This is a genomic window from Herbaspirillum rubrisubalbicans, from assembly GCF_003719195.1.
In the GTDB taxonomy this organism is placed as follows: Bacteria; Pseudomonadota; Gammaproteobacteria; order Burkholderiales; family Burkholderiaceae_D; genus Herbaspirillum; species Herbaspirillum rubrisubalbicans.
The window spans coordinates 658,658-674,415 of the sequence record NZ_CP024996.1; the positions used below are offsets into that span (position 1 = coordinate 658,658).

Annotated in this window: 16 protein-coding genes; 9 read left to right on the plus strand and 7 right to left on the minus strand. The window is 62.2% G+C overall.

Translation table 11 applies throughout. The annotated features are described in order from the left end of the window. Positions 1-5 precede the first annotated feature (5 nt). The 3 genes from RC54_RS02955 to RC54_RS02965 are packed head-to-tail and all read left to right on the plus strand — an operon-like array spanning position 6 to position 2,718. Positions 6-809 carry an ABC transporter permease gene (locus RC54_RS02955; protein ID WP_058894197.1) on the plus strand — a complete coding sequence of 268 codons (804 nt, stop codon included), beginning with the start codon at positions 6-8 and terminating at the stop codon, positions 807-809. Beyond that, positions 806-1,900, plus strand: a complete 1,095-nt coding sequence (locus RC54_RS02960; protein WP_058894198.1) for an ABC transporter ATP-binding protein — start codon at positions 806-808, stop codon at positions 1,898-1,900. The genes RC54_RS02955 and RC54_RS02960 overlap by 4 nt, the downstream gene beginning before the upstream one ends. Next, positions 1,897-2,718, plus strand: coding sequence for a phosphodiesterase (locus tag RC54_RS02965; protein ID WP_044527868.1), 822 nt, complete (start codon positions 1,897-1,899; stop codon positions 2,716-2,718). Before RC54_RS02960 ends, RC54_RS02965 begins: the two co-directional genes overlap by 4 nt. Positions 2,719-2,789: 71 nt before the next feature. Here RC54_RS02965 and RC54_RS02970 read toward each other — a convergent pair whose 3' ends face one another. The 5 genes from RC54_RS02970 to RC54_RS02990 all read right to left on the minus strand — a co-directional run bounded on the left by RC54_RS02970 (position 2,790) and on the right by RC54_RS02990 (position 5,887). Next, a complete protein-coding gene (locus RC54_RS02970; protein ID WP_017455268.1) occupies positions 2,790-3,116 on the minus strand; it encodes a barstar family protein in 327 nt (108 codons plus the stop codon). A 30-nt stretch (positions 3,117-3,146) separates the two neighbouring features. Further along, a complete protein-coding gene (locus RC54_RS02975; protein WP_058894199.1) occupies positions 3,147-3,590 on the minus strand; it encodes an ExbD/TolR family protein in 444 nt (147 codons plus the stop codon). 33 nt (positions 3,591-3,623) lie between these two features. Beyond that, positions 3,624-4,319 carry a MotA/TolQ/ExbB proton channel family protein gene (locus RC54_RS02980; protein ID WP_017455266.1) on the minus strand — a complete coding sequence of 232 codons (696 nt, stop codon included), beginning with the start codon at positions 4,317-4,319 and terminating at the stop codon, positions 3,624-3,626. Between the two features lie 136 nt (positions 4,320-4,455). Then, a complete protein-coding gene (gene dapB / locus RC54_RS02985) occupies positions 4,456-5,262 on the minus strand; it encodes a 4-hydroxy-tetrahydrodipicolinate reductase (RefSeq protein ID WP_061789663.1) in 807 nt (268 codons plus the stop codon). A 76-nt stretch (positions 5,263-5,338) separates the two neighbouring features. Then, positions 5,339-5,887 (minus strand): outer membrane protein assembly factor BamE, encoded by a 549-nt coding sequence (locus RC54_RS02990; protein ID WP_058894201.1) that lies wholly within the window; start codon positions 5,885-5,887, stop codon positions 5,339-5,341. A gap of 209 nt (positions 5,888-6,096) precedes the next feature. On the opposite strand from RC54_RS02990, the gene fur reads away from it, so the two are divergent. Next, complete coding sequence (gene fur / locus RC54_RS02995; protein WP_058894202.1) at positions 6,097-6,522, plus strand: ferric iron uptake transcriptional regulator; 426 nt, start codon at positions 6,097-6,099, stop codon at positions 6,520-6,522. 100 nt (positions 6,523-6,622) lie between these two features. Here the strand turns inward: fur and hrcA are convergent, their stop codons facing one another. Both hrcA and RC54_RS03005 read right to left on the minus strand, forming a co-directional pair. Continuing rightward, positions 6,623-7,651: a heat-inducible transcriptional repressor HrcA gene (hrcA, locus tag RC54_RS03000; RefSeq protein ID WP_058894203.1), complete on the minus strand. Its 1,029-nt coding sequence runs from the start codon at positions 7,649-7,651 to the stop codon at positions 6,623-6,625. Between the two features lie 71 nt (positions 7,652-7,722). Then, the gene (locus RC54_RS03005) at positions 7,723-8,460 is read right to left on the minus strand and encodes an HAD family hydrolase (RefSeq protein ID WP_061789664.1); all 738 of its coding nucleotides are present in this window, start codon (positions 8,458-8,460) and stop codon (positions 7,723-7,725) included. Positions 8,461-8,496: 36 nt separating this feature from the next. On the opposite strand from RC54_RS03005, the gene RC54_RS03010 reads away from it, so the two are divergent. The 5 genes from RC54_RS03010 (at position 8,497) to dnaK (ending at position 15,554) form a co-directional block, all read left to right on the plus strand. Continuing rightward, positions 8,497-9,414 carry an NAD kinase gene (locus RC54_RS03010; protein WP_017455260.1) on the plus strand — a complete coding sequence of 306 codons (918 nt, stop codon included), beginning with the start codon at positions 8,497-8,499 and terminating at the stop codon, positions 9,412-9,414. Between the two features lie 79 nt (positions 9,415-9,493). Further along, positions 9,494-11,140: a DNA repair protein RecN gene (gene recN / locus RC54_RS03015; RefSeq protein ID WP_061789665.1), complete on the plus strand. Its 1,647-nt coding sequence runs from the start codon at positions 9,494-9,496 to the stop codon at positions 11,138-11,140. A gap of 56 nt (positions 11,141-11,196) precedes the next feature. Further along, positions 11,197-12,306, plus strand: coding sequence for a ferrochelatase (gene hemH, locus RC54_RS03020; protein WP_058894206.1), 1,110 nt, complete (start codon positions 11,197-11,199; stop codon positions 12,304-12,306). 565 nt (positions 12,307-12,871) lie between these two features. Beyond that, a complete protein-coding gene (gene grpE, locus RC54_RS03030; protein ID WP_017455256.1) occupies positions 12,872-13,456 on the plus strand; it encodes a nucleotide exchange factor GrpE in 585 nt (194 codons plus the stop codon). A gap of 154 nt (positions 13,457-13,610) precedes the next feature. Then, entirely contained in the window at positions 13,611-15,554 is a 1,944-nt protein-coding gene (gene dnaK / locus RC54_RS03035; RefSeq protein WP_061789666.1) for a molecular chaperone DnaK, read from the plus strand. The last annotated feature ends 204 nt before the right edge of the window (positions 15,555-15,758 follow it).

The following is a 15,758-nucleotide window of genomic DNA, read 5'->3' on the forward strand; positions in this document are numbered from 1 at the left end:
AGCTCATGCAGAATCGTTTCCGTTTTTATGTGCAACTGGCCTTCACGCTGCTGGTGTGCGCCTTCCTGGTGGTGCCGGTGGTGCTGTCGATGCTGGCCGGCGTGACCGAGAATTTCTTCGTCGGCTTGTCTAGTGGACTCACGCTGCGCTGGGTGGCCCAGGTGTGGGATATGTACCAGCCGACCATCTGGCGTTCGCTCATCATCGCCCTGGCTTGCCTGGTGGTGACGCTGGTGGCCGGGGTGCCGCTGGCCTACATGCTGGCGCGCTATCGCGGTGGTCACAGCCGCCTGGCGCGCGTGATCGAGGAATTGCTGATGATGCCGGTGGCCGTGCCGGGCCTGGCCACGGCGCTGGCGCTGATCATGGCCTATGGTCAGTGGCGTGATTTTCGCGCCAGCATCCTCTTCATCCTGGTGGGTCATGTGATCTTCACGCTGCCCTTCATGGTGCGTCCGGTACTGGCGGTGATGCAGTCTTCGCAACTGGCCCAATTGGAAGAGGCTGCCGCCAGCCTCGGCGCCGGACGGATGCGGCGTTTCTTCGGTATCGTCATTCCCAATTGCGCCTCGGGTATTTTGGCCGGTGCGCTGATGGTGGTGACGCTGTCGATCGGCGAATTCAACATCACCTGGATGCTGCACACACCGCTGACCCAGACCTTGCCGGTGGGCCTGGCCGATGCCTATGCATCGATGCGGCTGGAGGTGGGATCGGCCTATACGCTGATCTTCTTTTTCATGATCATCCCGCTCCTCATCGGTATGCAGTGGGTAACCCAGGCAACACGCAAGAAAGTCAGTCTATGAAGTCGAACCAACAAGCCGTTTCCATCCGCCTGCAACAATGCGCCAAGTCCTTTGCCAATGGCACGCGCGCCCTGCAGCCCCTGGACCTGGACATCCATCCCGGTGAAACCCTGGTCCTGCTGGGCCCCTCGGGCTGTGGCAAGACCACCACGCTGCGCATGATCGCCGGTCTCGAATTCCCCGACATGGGCGGGCGCGTGTTCTTCGGCGACGAAGACGTGACCGCGCTGCCCATCGAAAAGCGCGGGGTGGGCATGGTGTTCCAGAACTATGCGTTGTTCCCCAACATGAGCGTGGGCGAGAACATCGCCTATGGCATGAAGATCCGCAAGATCCCGGCGGCCGAACGTGCCGAGCGGGTTGAGAGTCTGTTGGAGATGGTGCATCTGCAGGGCCTGTCGCATCGTCGCGTGGACCAGCTCTCGGGCGGTCAGAAGCAGCGCGTGGCACTGGCGCGCGCACTGGCCATGGAGCCGCGCGTGCTGCTGCTGGATGAACCCTTGACGGCGCTGGACGCCAAGCTGCGCGAAGCGGTGCGCAGCGACCTCAACAAGCTCTTGCGTAGCCTGGGCATTACCGCCATCTATGTCACCCACGACCAGGGCGAGGCGATGGCGTTGGGTGATCGCATCGTGGTCATGGAGCGTGGCAAGATTTCGCAGATCGGCACGCCGCAAGAGATCTACTATCATCCGGCCAATGAGTTCGTGGCCGATTTCATCGGCGCGATGAATCGCGTGCATGGCATCGTCTCGGGTGATCGTCTGCTGTTGCCCACCGGCAGCCTGCCGCTGGTCGATACGCTGGATGCAGCATTGCAAGGCCAGCCGGCCTGCGCCATGTTCCGTCCCGAGGATGTCGAGGTGGTGGACATCACCGAGGCCGATGCGCAATGCGTGCGCGGCAAGTTGATCAATACCTTTTTCCTGGGTGACCGCACCCGTTTTGAAATCGAGATCGGCGTGGAGCGACCGGTCATCGCCGAGACCAGCCGCCGCGGCTGGTGGCAGGCGGGTCAGCAGATCGGCATCCGGGTCTCGGCCGAGGCCCTGGTCAAGCTGGCGCCGCGCGCCGAGAAGGAGAACGCATGATACTGGGACAGATTTCCGACCTGCACATCAAGACCGATGGCAAGAAATCCTATCGCGTGGTGGATACCGCCGAGAGCCTGCGTCGTTGCGTGGCGCAGGTCAACTCCTTGAAGCAGCGCCCCGACGTGCTCATCATCACCGGCGACCTGGTGGACTTCGGCAAGCCATCCGAATACGCCTGCCTGCGCGAACTGCTGGCGCCGCTGACCATGCCTTACTACCTGCTGCCGGGCAATCACGATGAGCGTAATGCCTTGCGCGCAGCCTTCCCGGAACATGCCTACCTGCAGCAAGGGGGCGAGCGTATCGAATACGTGATCGAGGATTATCCGGTGCGCCTCATCGCGCTCGATAGCGTGATCCCGCGCGCCAGCGGCGGCGAGTTGTCAGCGGCCAGCCTGCTGTGGCTCGATGAGGTATTGGCGCAGCAGCCGCAGCGTCCCACCGTGGTCGCCATGCACCATCCCCCCTTTACCACCGGCATCGGTCACATGGATGACATGGGCCTGGCCAATCCAGCGGCGCTGGAGGCGGTGGTGCGCAAGCATCCGCAGGTCGAGCGCATCCTGTGCGGTCACCTGCACCGCTCCATCCAGCGGCGCTTTGGCGGCACGCTGGCCAGCACCTGCCCGGGGGTATCGCACCAGGTGCAGCTGGACCTGGACCCGCAGGCGCCGTCCTGCTTCGTCATGGAGCCACCCGGTTACCAGTTGCATTGGTGGGATGCGGCCACCAGCAGCCTGGTCAGCCATACGGCCTTCATCGGTCAATTCGATGGGCCCTATCCTTTTTACGATGGAGATGAATTAATCGACTGATCTGCCCGCCAGATCGGCCTGAGCCGCGGGATCGATGTGGACGATGTGAAGGGAAGTGAAAACAGGCAGGCTCACTTCCAGACCAGCTCGATCACCGGCGGCTCGCCATAATCCTCGCAGCGGTCATTGATGGCCGTGCAGCAGAACTCCACATCTTCCACCAACTCCGGCAGGCGCTGGTGCAACTCGGCGCTGTGGCTGATCTCGATGGTCAGCACTTCCTTGGGCTTCAACCGGAACTTGCACATGCCATCCTCATCGCGCAGGTAGGACAGGCAATCGACCCAGGCATCCATGCTGCGGCCATAGAAATCCGGGAAGCCGAAGGCTTGCACACTCTCGGTGTGGAAGCTGTCCCAGTCGGTGATGCGGTCGCCCGCCAGTTGTACGGTGGCCATGTGGGTCTCTTCTTGCTCAATCAGTTTCAGTCAATTTGCTTTTGCTGGTGTTTTGCTGCTGGCCTGGGGATCGGTGACGAAGCCCAGCTTGGTCAGGCCGGCGCCCTGCGCAGCCGACATCAGCTCGGCGATGGTCTGGTAGCGGGTGGACTTGTCGGCGCGCAGTTGCAGCTCGGGCTGGGGTTTCTTTTCTGCAGCGGCCGCCAGGCGCGTATCCATCTCTGCTTGGCTGACCGGCTGGTCGTTCCAGTAGAGCTTGCCGGCGGCGTCGATGCCCAGGGTGATGGTTTCCGGTTTTTCCGGGGCTGGGCTGGATTGCGCCGTGGGCAGGTCCAGCTTCAGGGCGTGGGTGAACATGGGCGCGGTGATGATGAAGATCACCAGCAGCACCAGCATCACGTCGACCATGGGGGTGACGTTGATGTCGGCCATCGGGGCCGAGTTCTGGTTGTCGTTGAATCCGCCGAAACTCATGATTGCCTCCTGTGGATGACAGTGGAGAAGGAATTACTTGCGCATCCCGCCGACGCGTTCGCCGGTGGTGAGATAGGCGTGCAGGTCGTGAGCGAAGCCATCCAGTTCAGCCAGCACCACGCGGTTGATGCGGGTGAAGGCGTTGTAGGCCAGCACCGCGGGAATGGCCACCAACAGGCCCAGCGCGGTCATGATCAGGGCTTCGCCCACGGGGCCGGCGACCTTGTCGATCTGCACCGTGCCGCTGGCCGAGACCGCCACCAGGGCGTGGTAGATGCCCCAGACGGTACCGAACAGGCCGACGAAGGGCGCCGTCGAGCCGACCGAGGCCAACAGTGTCAGGCCACGTTCCAGGCGCGCCGAGACGCGGTTGATTTCGCGGCGCAGGGTGCGCGTGATCAGTTCGCTGGGATCGGTGGCGGCATTGAGCGACGGCGCGCCCTGTTGGCGACTGCCGATGTCGGCGGCTTCGGCCGCGCGTTCAGCCATGGGGGTGTAGATCTGCTCACTGTCCAGGCGCTGCATGGCGGCGCTGGCGTCGGCCAGGGTCGGGGCTTGCCAGAACTGCTCCAGGGCATTGCTGCCGCGGCGGATGCGCAAGGCGGTCCAGGCCTTGGAGAGAATGTAGTACCAGCTGGCGATGGACATGATCAACAGCAGATAGGCGACGGAGTGGGAAACGGCATCGCCTTGCGCCCAGTAGTGGGCAAATCCAACGTTCGGTTCCATGGTGCGTGCTTTCGGTCTAGGGGGAGGAAGATCAGGGAATAGGGTCGCGTTAAGCGGCCGGCCTTAAAAAAATTCGCTGCCGGACCTGGTGGGGCGCGGCAGCGTCGGGCATCTCTTGGGCTGGCTACGGCCTGGCTTACTTGAAGCCCAGCACGTCCTGCATGTCGTACAGGCCGCTTGGCTTGTCGGCCAAGAAGCGGGCGGCGCGCAGGCTGCCCATGGCGTACGAGACGCGGCTGGAGGACTTGTGCGAGATCTCGATGCGCTCGCCGATGCCGGCGAAGAGCACCGTGTGGTCGCCGATGATGTCGCCGCCGCGCACGGTGGCAAAGCCGATCGAGGAGGGATCACGCTCGCCGGTGACGCCTTCGCGGGCATACACGGCGACGTCGTCGAGTTTCTTGCCCAGCGCATCGGCGATCACTTCGCCCATCTTCAGGGCGGTGCCGGAGGGGGCATCGACCTTGTGGCGGTGGTGCGCTTCGATGATCTCGATGTCATAGCCATGCGAGAAATTCTTGGCCGCCATTTCCAGCAGCTTCATGGTCACGTTCACGCCCACGCTCATGTTGGGCGCGGCCATGATGGCGATGCGCTTGGCGAATTCGGCGATGGCGGTCTTGCCTTCGGGTTCAAAACCGGTGGTGCCGATGACCACCTTCACGCCATGTTCGGCGCAGTATTGCAGGTGCTTCAAGGTCCCTTCAGGACGGGTGAAGTCGATCAGCACATCGGCGCCGGCCAGGCCACGGGCCAGGTCGGACTCGATGATCACACCGGTGGTCTTGCCCAGGAACAGGCCGACATCGCTGCCCAGGGTGGGTGCGGAGGGGGTGTCCAGGGCGCCGGAGAGCTTCAGGTCGTCGGCGTTGAGGATGGCTTCGATCAACATGCGGCCCATGCGCCCGGAGGCGCCGGCTACGGCGATATTCAATGCAGTCATGGAAAACTCGAAATGACGGGGCAGGTCAGAGGTCTTAGGTCAGAGATCTGATATCAGTGGTCTAAGGTCAGCGGTATTACTTGTTGGTGGCCGAGGAGGGCGCCACCGGCGAGGCCGGTTTGATCTCGCTGTCGTCCTTGGGTTTGTCGCCAAAGCTGGCCTTGGAGCCGACCTTGGCATCGGTGATCAGGGTCAGGTATTCGCTTTCGGTGGGCAGGTCCTGGCCGCCCTGGACGTGATCGAGCAGGTCATCCTTGAAGAACACGGTGACGCGGCTGGTCATGATCTCGCCATTGCCCTTGGCCAGGCGGAAATCGTAGTCCCAGCGGTTGGAGTGGAACATGTCGGTCAGCAGCGGCGTACCCAGCACGAAGCGCACCTGGTCGCGGGTCAGGCCGGGACGCAGTTGCGCCACCATTTCCTTGGACACGAAGTTGCCTTGCTGGATGTCGATGCGATAGGGCCGCAAAAAGCCGAACAGGCTCGAGCTCTTGCCGGTCACCTTCACGCCCGAGGTGTCGGCCGAGGCGGCCTGGTCCGGGGCCTTGGTCGAGGAACAGCCGGTCAGGGAGACGGCCAGCGCCGCAAACAGGCCGATTGCGGCGGTGTGATGACGGGACTTCATTCGGGAAAGCATACGCATAAAGATTTCAACCGGGTTGAGCCATGAGCCTAAAGCACTATATGATAAGCTAGAACTTACTTCTTAAATAGGCATGAGTGCGTTCCGGTCGTAAAAGGCTCTCCCCACGGCCTCCCCGGAACGGTCCCAGGTCTTCCCAGTGGACCGCCGCGCCTGTTTGAGACCAGTAAACCCCGGGAACCCACTCTACCATGCCGAACAATCCATCCGAACTGAAGGCCAGCGGCCTGAAGGCCACCCTGCCGCGCCTGAAGATTCTTGAAATCTTCCAGAACACCACCGTGCGCCACCTGAGCGCCGAAGACGTCTATAAACAATTGCTGTCGGACAACCTGGACGTAGGCCTGGCCACCGTCTACCGGGTGCTGACCCAGTTCGAGCAGGCCGGCCTGCTGCAGCGTAATCACTTCGAGACCGGCAAGGCCGTCTTCGAATTGAACGAAGGCTCGCACCATGACCACCTGGTCTGCCTGGATTGCGGCAAGGTCGAGGAATTCTTCGACGCCGAGATCGAGAAGCGCCAGTTGAAGATTGCTCAGGAGCATGGTTTCGAGATCGCCGACCATGCTCTGGCGCTGTACGGTCATTGCAAGAACTGCAAGAAAGTGAAGAAATAAGTCCAACTCGGCTTGCCTGGATTTACTCTGGCAATGCTTTGTGAAGAAAAAGCCACGGGATGTAACGCGTGGCTTTTTTGCGTTCATCGGGGGCGCTTCTTCAGTGCTGGCTCAAGGCGCTGGAGAGCAGTTTGGCGGTGATGTCGACAATGGGGATGACGCGCTCGTAGGCCATGCGGGTTGGCCCGATCACGCCCAGGGTGCCGACGATGCGGCCGTTGACTTCATAGGGAGCGGTGACGATGCTCATGTCATCCATGGGCACCAGTTGCGATTCGCCGCCGATGAAGATCTGCACCCCGGTGGCCTTGCTGGAGACATCCAGCAACTGTAACAGGCCGGTCTTCTGCTCGAACATGTCGAACAGGCGCCGCAGCGAATTCATGTTGGAGGACAGGTCGGTCACCGATAGCAAGTTGCGCTCGCCGGAGATGACCACGTTGTTGTCGGCCTCTTCGCTCATGGCGTCACTGCCGGCTTCGACCGCGGCCTGCATCAAGACGGTCATGTCGTCGCGCAACTGGCGCAGCTCGCCTTGCAGATGCAGACGCACCTGGTCGAAGGACTGGCCGGCGTAGTGCTGGTTGATGTAGTTGGCGGCCTGGGTCAGCTGGCTGGGGGTGTAATCGACCTCGGTCAACAGCATCCGGTTCTGCACGTCGCCGCCCTGGTCGACGATGACCAGCAGGATGCGCTTTTCCGACAGGCGCAGAAATTCGATCTGCTGGAACGCCGATTCGCGCTTGGGTGTCATCACCACGCCGGCGAACTGCGATAGCGAGGACAGCACCTGGGCCGCATTGGTGATGATCTTCTGGGATGAGCCGCTGTGCTGCATTCGAGCCTGCAGCCGGCCTTCGAGGGCGCTTTCGTCGATGGCTTCGACGGTGAGCAGGGTATCGACGAACATGCGGTAGCCGCGTGGCGTCGGCACCCGTCCGGCCGAGGTGTGCGGGCTGGCGACGAAGCCCATCTCTTCGAGATCGGCCATGATGTTGCGGATCGTGGCCGGCGACAGTTCCAGGCCGGACAGTTTCGACAGGGCGCGCGAACCCACCGGCTGGCCGTCGGCGATGTAGCGTTCGACCAGGGCTTTCAGGAGAGTGCGGGCGCGGTTATCGAGTTGCATGGGGCATATTCTAGCGGCTTATCAGGCAAATGTGACACGCGCGTCAGCCTGGCCTCGATTTGGGCGAAGGATCAGGCTTGCGCCTGCAGCCAGTCGTGCAGCTCATGCAGGTCGCGGCAGATGGCATCGGGAAGGATGCCTGCGGGCAGGGTACGGTCGAAACGGTTCATCCACACCGCCCGCAGACCGGCCTGTTGCGCGCCTTGTACGTCCAGCAGCGGATCGTCGCCCACGTAGACAGTGGCTGCCGGGGCAGCCTGCAGCGCTGCGCAGGCAGCGTGGAAGATGGCCGGGTCCGGCTTGGCGCGGCCGAAGCGGTGCGCGGCAATCGAGACGCCGAAGTGGCCGGCCAGCCCGATGCGTTCCAGATCGGCAAAACCGTTGGAGACCGAGCCCAGGGTCAGCCGCCCCTTCATGCGCAGCAGAGCCGGTTCCACGTCGTCGAACAGCGCCACCGTGCTGCGCGCTTCCGAGAACAGCGCCATGGCCGGGTCCACCAGCGCCAGGTCGACGTCATGCTCGCGAAACACTTGCGACAGCGCCGTATGGCGCAACTTCCACAGATCGATGCGGTAGGCCGGATCGGTCTGCATCAATGCCATGCGGCGTTCGCGCAGGCTGGCAATGGTATGGGCTGCTACCACGGCGGGAGCGTGCTCGCGCAGCCAGTCATAGAGCAGGCCTTCGGCACGCACCAGCACCGGTTCGATGGCCCACAGGGTATCGTCGAGGTCGAACAGCACGGCCTGGATGGGGGCAGGGGCTGCTGGGGCAGTGGAGGGCGGCAGGGAGGAAGCGCTTGGTTTCATTACAATGTCATCTCAAATTATGGTCTAATCCGCAGCATGTGGCCCATCAAATTACCCGTTCAGGCAGCCGTACCCAAAACCGTCGCCATCGTCGGCAAGTTCCAGGCCGTCGGCATCGCGCAGATCCTCTCAGACATCGCCGTGTTCCTGGAGTCGCATGGCCACACCGTGGTCTTCGAAACCGAAACGGCCGACAACATCGCCCTGCAAGGCTATGACAGCATGACGCCCGAGCAGATCGGCCAACATGCGGACGTGGCCATCGTGGTCGGCGGCGATGGCACCATGCTGGGCATTGCGCGCCAGCTCGCGCCCTACAACGTGCCGCTGATCGGCATCAACCAGGGGCGCCTGGGCTTCATCACCGACATCGCGCAAGACCGCATGATACCGGCTCTGGGCGAAATGCTGGAAGGCAAGGTCGAGGCCGAGTCGCGCTCGCTGCTGGAAGCGCGGGTCTATCGCGAGGGCGGCGAGATCTTCCGCGCCCTGGCCTTGAATGACGTGGTGGTGGCGCGCGGTTCCACCTCCGGCATGGTCGAGCTGCGGGTGGAAGTCGATGGCCGCTTCATGTACAACCAGCGTTCCGATGGTCTCATCGTGGCCACCCCGACCGGTTCTACCGCGTATGCCTTGTCGGCGGGCGGTCCTATTCTCCACCCCAGCCTGCATGGCATCGTGATGGTGCCGATCTCGCCGCATTCGTTGTCCAACCGTCCCATCACGCTGTCGGATTCCTGCGAGATTGTCATCCAGGTGGTGGCCGGGCGCGAGGTCAGCGCCAACTTCGACATGCAATCCTTGACCAGCGTGCTGCATGGCGACCGCATCGTGATCCGCCGTTCGGCGCACAAGATCACCTTCCTGCATCCCGAGGGCTGGAGCTATTTCGATACCCTGCGCGAGAAGCTGCACTGGAATGAATACCCCTCCATAGAAGGCCGATTACAATAAGCGCGCATCAAGCCCGGCCATCGCGTGCCGGCTCGCTTGAGAACACTGGCCCGTCCGTCCAACCCGCTGCGAGACCACCATGCTGCGTACCTTAACGATTCGCGACTTCGTGATTGTCGATGCCATCGAGCTCGAATTTGCGCGCGGATTTTCCGTCTTCACCGGCGAAACCGGCGCCGGCAAATCCATCCTGATCGATGCCCTGGCGCTGGCCATGGGCGGGCGCGGCGACCCCAGCGTGGTGCGCGAGGGGGCGGCCAAGGCCGATGTGAGCGCCGATTTCACCGCCACCCCGGAAGTGATGGCCTGGTTGCAGGAGCAGGAATTGGCCGCTGAACACGATGGCGTGCTGCTGCGCCGGGTGATCGACAATGCTGGCCGCAGCAAGGCCTACATCAATGGCAGCGCCGCCACCGCCGCGCAATTGCGCCAGGTGGGCGAGATGCTGGTGGATATCCACGGCCAGCACGCGCACCAGTCGCTGATGAAGGCCGATGCCCAGCGTCAGTTGTTGGATAGCCAGGCCGGCCTGCTGGAGCAGGCGCGCGAGGTGGCGGCATCCTACAAGACTTGGCGCGCCCTGGCCCGCCAGCGCGAACAGTTCGAGCAAGATGCGCGCAACGTATTGCTGGAGCGCGAGCGTCTCGAATGGCAAGTGGCCGAGCTGCACAAGCTGGCCGTGAAGCCCGGTGAATGGGCCGAGATCAGCACCGAGCACAGCCGCCTGTCGCACGCTGCCGCCCTGATCGGCGGCGCGCAGGAAGCGCTGGGCGTGATCTCCGAATCGGAGTCGCCCATTCTCTCGCAACTGTCTTCGATTACGCAGAAGCTGAGCAAGCTGGTCGATGTCGATACCGCCCTGAAGCCCGTGCTCGATGCGCTGGAACCGGCGCAGATCCAGTTGCAGGAAGCGGTGTATGCCTTGAATGATTACCTGGGTCGGGTTGAGCTTGATCCGGCGCGCTTGCAGGAAGTGGAAGAGCGCCTCGAAGCCATCCATTCCACCGCCCGCAAATTCCATGTGCAGCCCGATGAACTGCCCGAGGAGTATCGCAAGCTTTCCGAACAATTGAAGCAACTGGCCGACGCCAGCGACCTCGATGCCCTGCGCGTACAGGAAGAAAAGCTCAAGGCAGCTTATCTGACCTTGGCGCAGAAACTCTCCAAGGCCCGCGCCAAGGCCGCAGCCTCGTTGGGTGAGGCGGTCACGGCGGCGATGCAGGATTTGTCGATGGCGGGCGGGCGCTTCGAGATCGCCCTCAATGAAGTGGAGCCGGCGGCGTATGGCCTGGAGCAGGTGGAATTCCTGGTGGCCGGTCATGCCGGCGTGGCCCCGCGTGCGCTGGCCAAGGTCGCCTCCGGTGGTGAGTTGGCGCGCATCTCGCTGGCCATCTCGGTGATCGCATCGGCGGCCGCCACGGTGCCTACGCTGATCTTCGACGAAGTCGATAGCGGCATCGGCGGCGCCGTCGCCGAAGTGGTGGGACGCCTGTTGAAGCGCCTGGGCCAGGAACGCCAAGTGCTGTGCGTGACCCACTTGCCGCAGGTGGCCAGCCAGGCCAACCAGCATTACCAGGTCAAGAAACGCAGCGAGGGCGGCAAGACCCTGTCCGACATCGATGGCCTGGATGCCAAGGCGCGCGTGGAAGAAATCGCGCGCATGTTGGGCGGCCTGGAAATCACCGCCACCACGCGCAAACATGCGCGCGAGTTGCTGGCCTCTTGAGTTCTGGCTCTGCGCAACCGTCACTACCACACCAACAAACCTGAGCCGAATCAACCATGGCCTTTCGCAAAGAACCTCCCTATACCCATGGCAGCCCGGCCTCCACCGCCGTGGTGCTGGTCAACCTGGGCACGCCCGATGCGCCCCATGCCGGCGCCTTGCGCCGCTACCTGAAGCAATTTCTGTCTGACCCGCGCGTGGTGGAAATCCCGCGGGCGGTATGGTGGGTCATCCTCAACGGCATCATCCTGCCGTTTCGTTCTTCCAAGTCGGCCGAGAAATATGCCAGCATCTGGACCGCAGAGGGTTCGCCGCTGCGCGTGCATACCCAGCGCCAAGCGGCCGCCCTGGGCGTGCAACTGGCCGCACGCGGCCATCATCAATTGCAGGTGGTCTATGCGATGCGCTATGGCACGCCCTCGCTGCCGCAGGTGCTGGACCAACTGAAGGAACAGGGCTGCAGCCGCATCCTGGTGTTGCCGGCCTATCCGCAGTATTCGGGCACCACCACGGCGTCGATTTTCGATGCGGTCTTCGATCATTACCGCCAGGTACGCAATATTCCCGAGCTGCGCCTGATCCGCAACTATCACGACCAGGATGGCTATCTCCAGGCGCTGCGCCAGTCGGTGCTGGATCACTGGGAGATCAACGGCCGGCCGGACAAGTTGCTGATGAGTTTCCATGGTGTGCCCAAGCGCACGCTGATGCTGGGCGATCCCTACCATTGCGAGTGCTACAAGACCGCGCGCCTGCTGGCGCAAGCGCTGGGCCTGAACGAGGACCAGTACATGGTCACCTTCCAGTCGCGCTTCGGCAAGGCCGAATGGTTGCAGCCCTACACCGCGCCCACCGCCCAGGAACTGGGCCGCCAGGGGGTGCGCCGCATCGATGTGATGTGCCCCGGCTTCACCAGCGATTGTCTGGAGACGCTGGAAGAGATCGCCATGGAGGTCAAGCAAGACTTCCTCCATGCCGGTGGTAAGGAGTTTCACTTCATCCCTTGCCTGAATGAATCCCCAGCTTGGATCGCCGGCATGGTCGAGTTGGTCGAGCAGCACCTGGCCGGCTGGCCGACCATGAGCAACGCCGCCGCTCGCGAAGAGATGGCGCGCCAGGCCGTCATTGCGGCCGAGCGCGCCAAGGCGCTGGGCGCAGCTCGGTAATTTTTCCTAAAGCTTCATATTGCCGCCGGGAATCGGCGGTTTGCCCAGCTCGGCCTGCTAAAATAGCAGGCTGGAAGCCTTGTGTTGCCTGCTTGGCAAAATTTCAGCCGTGGCGAGGCACGCCAATCCGTTCATATAAGCATAAATCCGGGTTGGCATGAGGCCAGATCCGGTCAGAGCGTGTATTGACCGACCAGGTGCGTATAGCTGATCCATGCGGTAGCCAGCAGGCTGTAGAGGGCGACGAGGACAGTGGCCGCAATCAGTGGCAGTTTCATGATGACACCTTGTTGGCGCGACAAGAATGAGGGGAAGGGGAAACCGGGAAGCCGGCCCACGGCGGGGCTCGAATTCATATTAGGTCGGGCTCGAATTAACTTGAAGCCAAGCCCAGTAATTTTTGTAAGCGCGCGTAACAATTTTCCTCTTGAAATGGCAGAAATAGGCAAAAAGCCCTTGAAAAAGCAGGGAGATGCCTTACTTGAGCCGCATCGATCGACGCCAGTGTGCGGCAAGTGTCTGCCGCACGCACGTAACCAATTGATTTGTTGGAGGTAATTCAGGAATGCAAGACATCGAAAAACAGGAAGCCCAATCCGTCCAGCAAGAGCCCCAGGCTGCTGACACCGCCGCTGCTGCCACCGGAGCGGCCAATGCCGCCGAGCAAGCCGCTGCAGCCGCACCGGCCGAGCCCACCCTGGAAGAGAAGCTGGCCGCTGCCGAAGCCAAGGCTGCCGAGATGCAGGATGCTTTCCTGCGCGCCCGTGCCGAAGGCGAGAACATCCGCCGCCGTGCCCAGGAAGACATCGCCAAGGCCCACAAGTTCGCCATCGAAGGCTTTGCCGAATCCCTGCTGGCCGTCAAGGACAGCCTGGAAATGGCCCTGAAGATCGAAAACGCCTCGTTGGAGTCGCTCAAGGAAGGCGTGGACATGACCTTGAAGCAACTCACCTCGGCCTTCGAAAAGAACAAGCTGCAGGAAGTCAGCCCGCAAGCCGGCGAGAAGCTGGACCCGATGAAGCACCAGGCCGTATCGGCCGTGCCGGCCGAGCAGGAAGCCAACACCGTGGTTGCCGTACTGCAAAAAGGCTATATGATTTCCGAACGTCTGCTGCGCCCGGCGCTGGTGACGGTGGCCCAGGGAAAGTAAGTGGACCGGCGTCGGAGGGGGAAGTCGGCAAAAGGCATCATTTTTGCTTATTCCGGTGGTTCCGGCGCTTGAAAGTCCATCTTTCCTCCACATATTCAAACCATTCAAAACACCTGTAGCCCGACATCCAGGGCTGAAAGAACGAGGAAAAATCATGGGAAAAATCATTGGTATTGACCTGGGCACCACCAACTCTTGCGTTGCCGTCATGGAAGGCAACCAGCCCAAGGTGATCGAGAACTCCGAAGGCGCACGTACCACGCCTTCCATCATTGCGTATCAGGAAGACGGCGAAATCCTGGTCGGCGCGCCCGCCAAGCGCCAGGCCGTCACCAACCCCAAGAACACCATCTACGCCGCCAAGCGCCTGATCGGCCGCAAGTTCACCGAGAAGGAAGTGCAGAAGGACATCAACCTGATGCCCTACCAGATCGTGGCCGCCGACAACGGCGATGCCTGGATCGGCGTGCGTGACAAGAAGCTGGCCCCGCCGCAGATCTCGGCTGAAGTGTTGCGCAAGATGAAGAAGACCGCCGAGGACTACCTGGGCGAAGAAGTTACCGAAGCCGTCATCACGGTGCCGGCTTACTTCAACGACGCCCAGCGCCAGGCCACCAAGGACGCTGGCCGCATCGCCGGCCTGGACGTCAAGCGTATCATCAACGAGCCGACCGCTGCCGCCTTGGCCTTCGGCCTGGACAAAGCGGAAAAGGGTGACCGCAAGATCGCCGTGTATGACCTCGGCGGCGGTACCTTCGACGTGTCCATCATCGAAATCGCTGACGTCGATGGCGAAAAGCAGTTCGAAGTGCTCTCCACCAACGGTGACACCTTCCTCGGTGGCGAAGACTTCGACCAGCGCCTGATCGACTACATCATCGAGGAATTCAAGAAGATCAACGGCCTGGACCTGTCCAAGGACGCCATTGCCCTGCAGCGCATCAAGGCCTCGGCCGAGCGCGCCAAGATCGAGCTGTCGTCCTCGCAACAGACCGAGATCAACGAGCCCTACATCGCCATGGCCAATGGTGCGCCGGTCCACCTGAACCTGAAGATCACCCGCGCCAAGCTGGAGTCGCTGGTCGAGGAACTGATCGCCAAGACCATCGAACCCTGCCGCACCGCCATCAAGGATGCCGGTGTGAAGGTTTCTGACATTGACGACGTGATCCTGGTCGGCGGCATGACCCGTATGCCCAAGGTGATCGAGAAGGTTAAGGAATTCTTCGGCAAGGATCCGCGCCGTGACGTCAACCCCGACGAAGCAGTGGCCGTGGGTGCTGCCATCCAGGGTTCGGTCCTCTCGGGCGACCGCAAGGACGTGCTGCTGCTGGACGTGACCCCGCTGTCGCTGGGTATCGAAACCATGGGCGGCGTGATGACCAAGATGATTAAGAAGAACACCACCATCCCGACCAAGTTCAGTCAGGTGTTCTCTACGGCCGACGACAACCAGCCGGCCGTGACCATCAAGGTCTATCAAGGCGAGCGTGAAATGGCTGCCGGCAACAAGGCCCTGGGCGAATTCAACTTGGAAGGCATCCCGCCGGCACCGCGCGGCACCCCGCAGATCGAAGTGACCTTCGACATCGACGCCAACGGCATTCTGCACGTGGGCGCCAAGGACAAGGCCACCGGCAAGGAAAACAAGATCACCATCAAGGCCAACTCCGGCTTGAATGAAGAAGAGATCGAAAAGATGGTGCGCGACGCCGAAGCCAACGCCGAGGAAGACAAGCGTCTGAAGGAACTGGCCGAGAGCCGCAACCAGGGCGATGCCCTGGTGCACTCGACCCGTAAGGCCCTGGGCGAATACGGCGACAAGCTGGAAGCCGGCGAGAAGGACGTCATCGAAGCCGCCATCAAGAACCTGGAAGAAGCCTTGAAGGGTGACGACAAGGCCGCCATCGACGCCAAGACCGAGGCGCTGTCGACTGCTGCCCAAAAGCTGGGCGAGAAGATGTATGCCGACCAGCAAGCCCAGGCCGCTGCGGCCGGTGGTGCAGCCGGCGCCGCAGGTACCCAGGCTGGTGCTACCGGTGGTGCTGCACCGAAGGACGACAACGTGGTCGACGCCGACTTCAAGGAAGTGAAGTAATCCGGGACTGACGCGTCGTTTCACCTGACGTCAGCGCTCGCGCCCGGGTGCGGTTTTCCGCAGCCCGGGCGGATTTTTGAGAAGCATCCACCCGGCCGGGTTGTCTTTCGGCCAGGCCGGTACGCCGAGTCCGCAGTCAAAAGCTGAGCTCGGCTTTTTCACATTGTTGGTTTCCGGTCGTGCTTGCGCGGCCGCGGATGCAGG

Excerpts from the sequence above, each read along its gene's own strand:
- hrcA (WP_058894203.1), bottom strand. The coding sequence starts at position 7,651 with ATGCAACTCGATAACCGCGCCCGCACTCTCCTGAAAGCCCTGGTCGAA.
- RC54_RS03010 (WP_017455260.1), top strand. The coding sequence starts at position 8,497 with ATGTGGCCCATCAAATTACCCGTTCAGGCAGCCGTACCCAAAACCGTC.
- RC54_RS02975 (WP_058894199.1), bottom strand. The coding sequence starts at position 3,590 with ATGAGTTTCGGCGGATTCAACGACAACCAGAACTCGGCCCCGATGGCC.
- fur (WP_058894202.1), top strand. The coding sequence starts at position 6,097 with ATGCCGAACAATCCATCCGAACTGAAGGCCAGCGGCCTGAAGGCCACC.
- hemH (WP_058894206.1), top strand. The coding sequence starts at position 11,197 with ATGGCCTTTCGCAAAGAACCTCCCTATACCCATGGCAGCCCGGCCTCC.
- RC54_RS03005 (WP_061789664.1), bottom strand. The coding sequence starts at position 8,460 with ATGAAACCAAGCGCTTCCTCCCTGCCGCCCTCCACTGCCCCAGCAGCC.
- RC54_RS02955 (WP_058894197.1), top strand. The coding sequence starts at position 6 with ATGCAGAATCGTTTCCGTTTTTATGTGCAACTGGCCTTCACGCTGCTG.
- RC54_RS02960 (WP_058894198.1), top strand. The coding sequence starts at position 806 with ATGAAGTCGAACCAACAAGCCGTTTCCATCCGCCTGCAACAATGCGCC.
- RC54_RS02990 (WP_058894201.1), bottom strand. The coding sequence starts at position 5,887 with ATGAAGTCCCGTCATCACACCGCCGCAATCGGCCTGTTTGCGGCGCTG.
- RC54_RS02965 (WP_044527868.1), top strand. The coding sequence starts at position 1,897 with ATGATACTGGGACAGATTTCCGACCTGCACATCAAGACCGATGGCAAG.
- recN (WP_061789665.1), top strand. The coding sequence starts at position 9,494 with ATGCTGCGTACCTTAACGATTCGCGACTTCGTGATTGTCGATGCCATC.
- dnaK (WP_061789666.1), top strand. The coding sequence starts at position 13,611 with ATGGGAAAAATCATTGGTATTGACCTGGGCACCACCAACTCTTGCGTT.
- grpE (WP_017455256.1), top strand. The coding sequence starts at position 12,872 with ATGCAAGACATCGAAAAACAGGAAGCCCAATCCGTCCAGCAAGAGCCC.
- dapB (WP_061789663.1), bottom strand. The coding sequence starts at position 5,262 with ATGACTGCATTGAATATCGCCGTAGCCGGCGCCTCCGGGCGCATGGGC.
- RC54_RS02970 (WP_017455268.1), bottom strand. The coding sequence starts at position 3,116 with ATGGCCACCGTACAACTGGCGGGCGACCGCATCACCGACTGGGACAGC.
- RC54_RS02980 (WP_017455266.1), bottom strand. The coding sequence starts at position 4,319 with ATGGAACCGAACGTTGGATTTGCCCACTACTGGGCGCAAGGCGATGCC.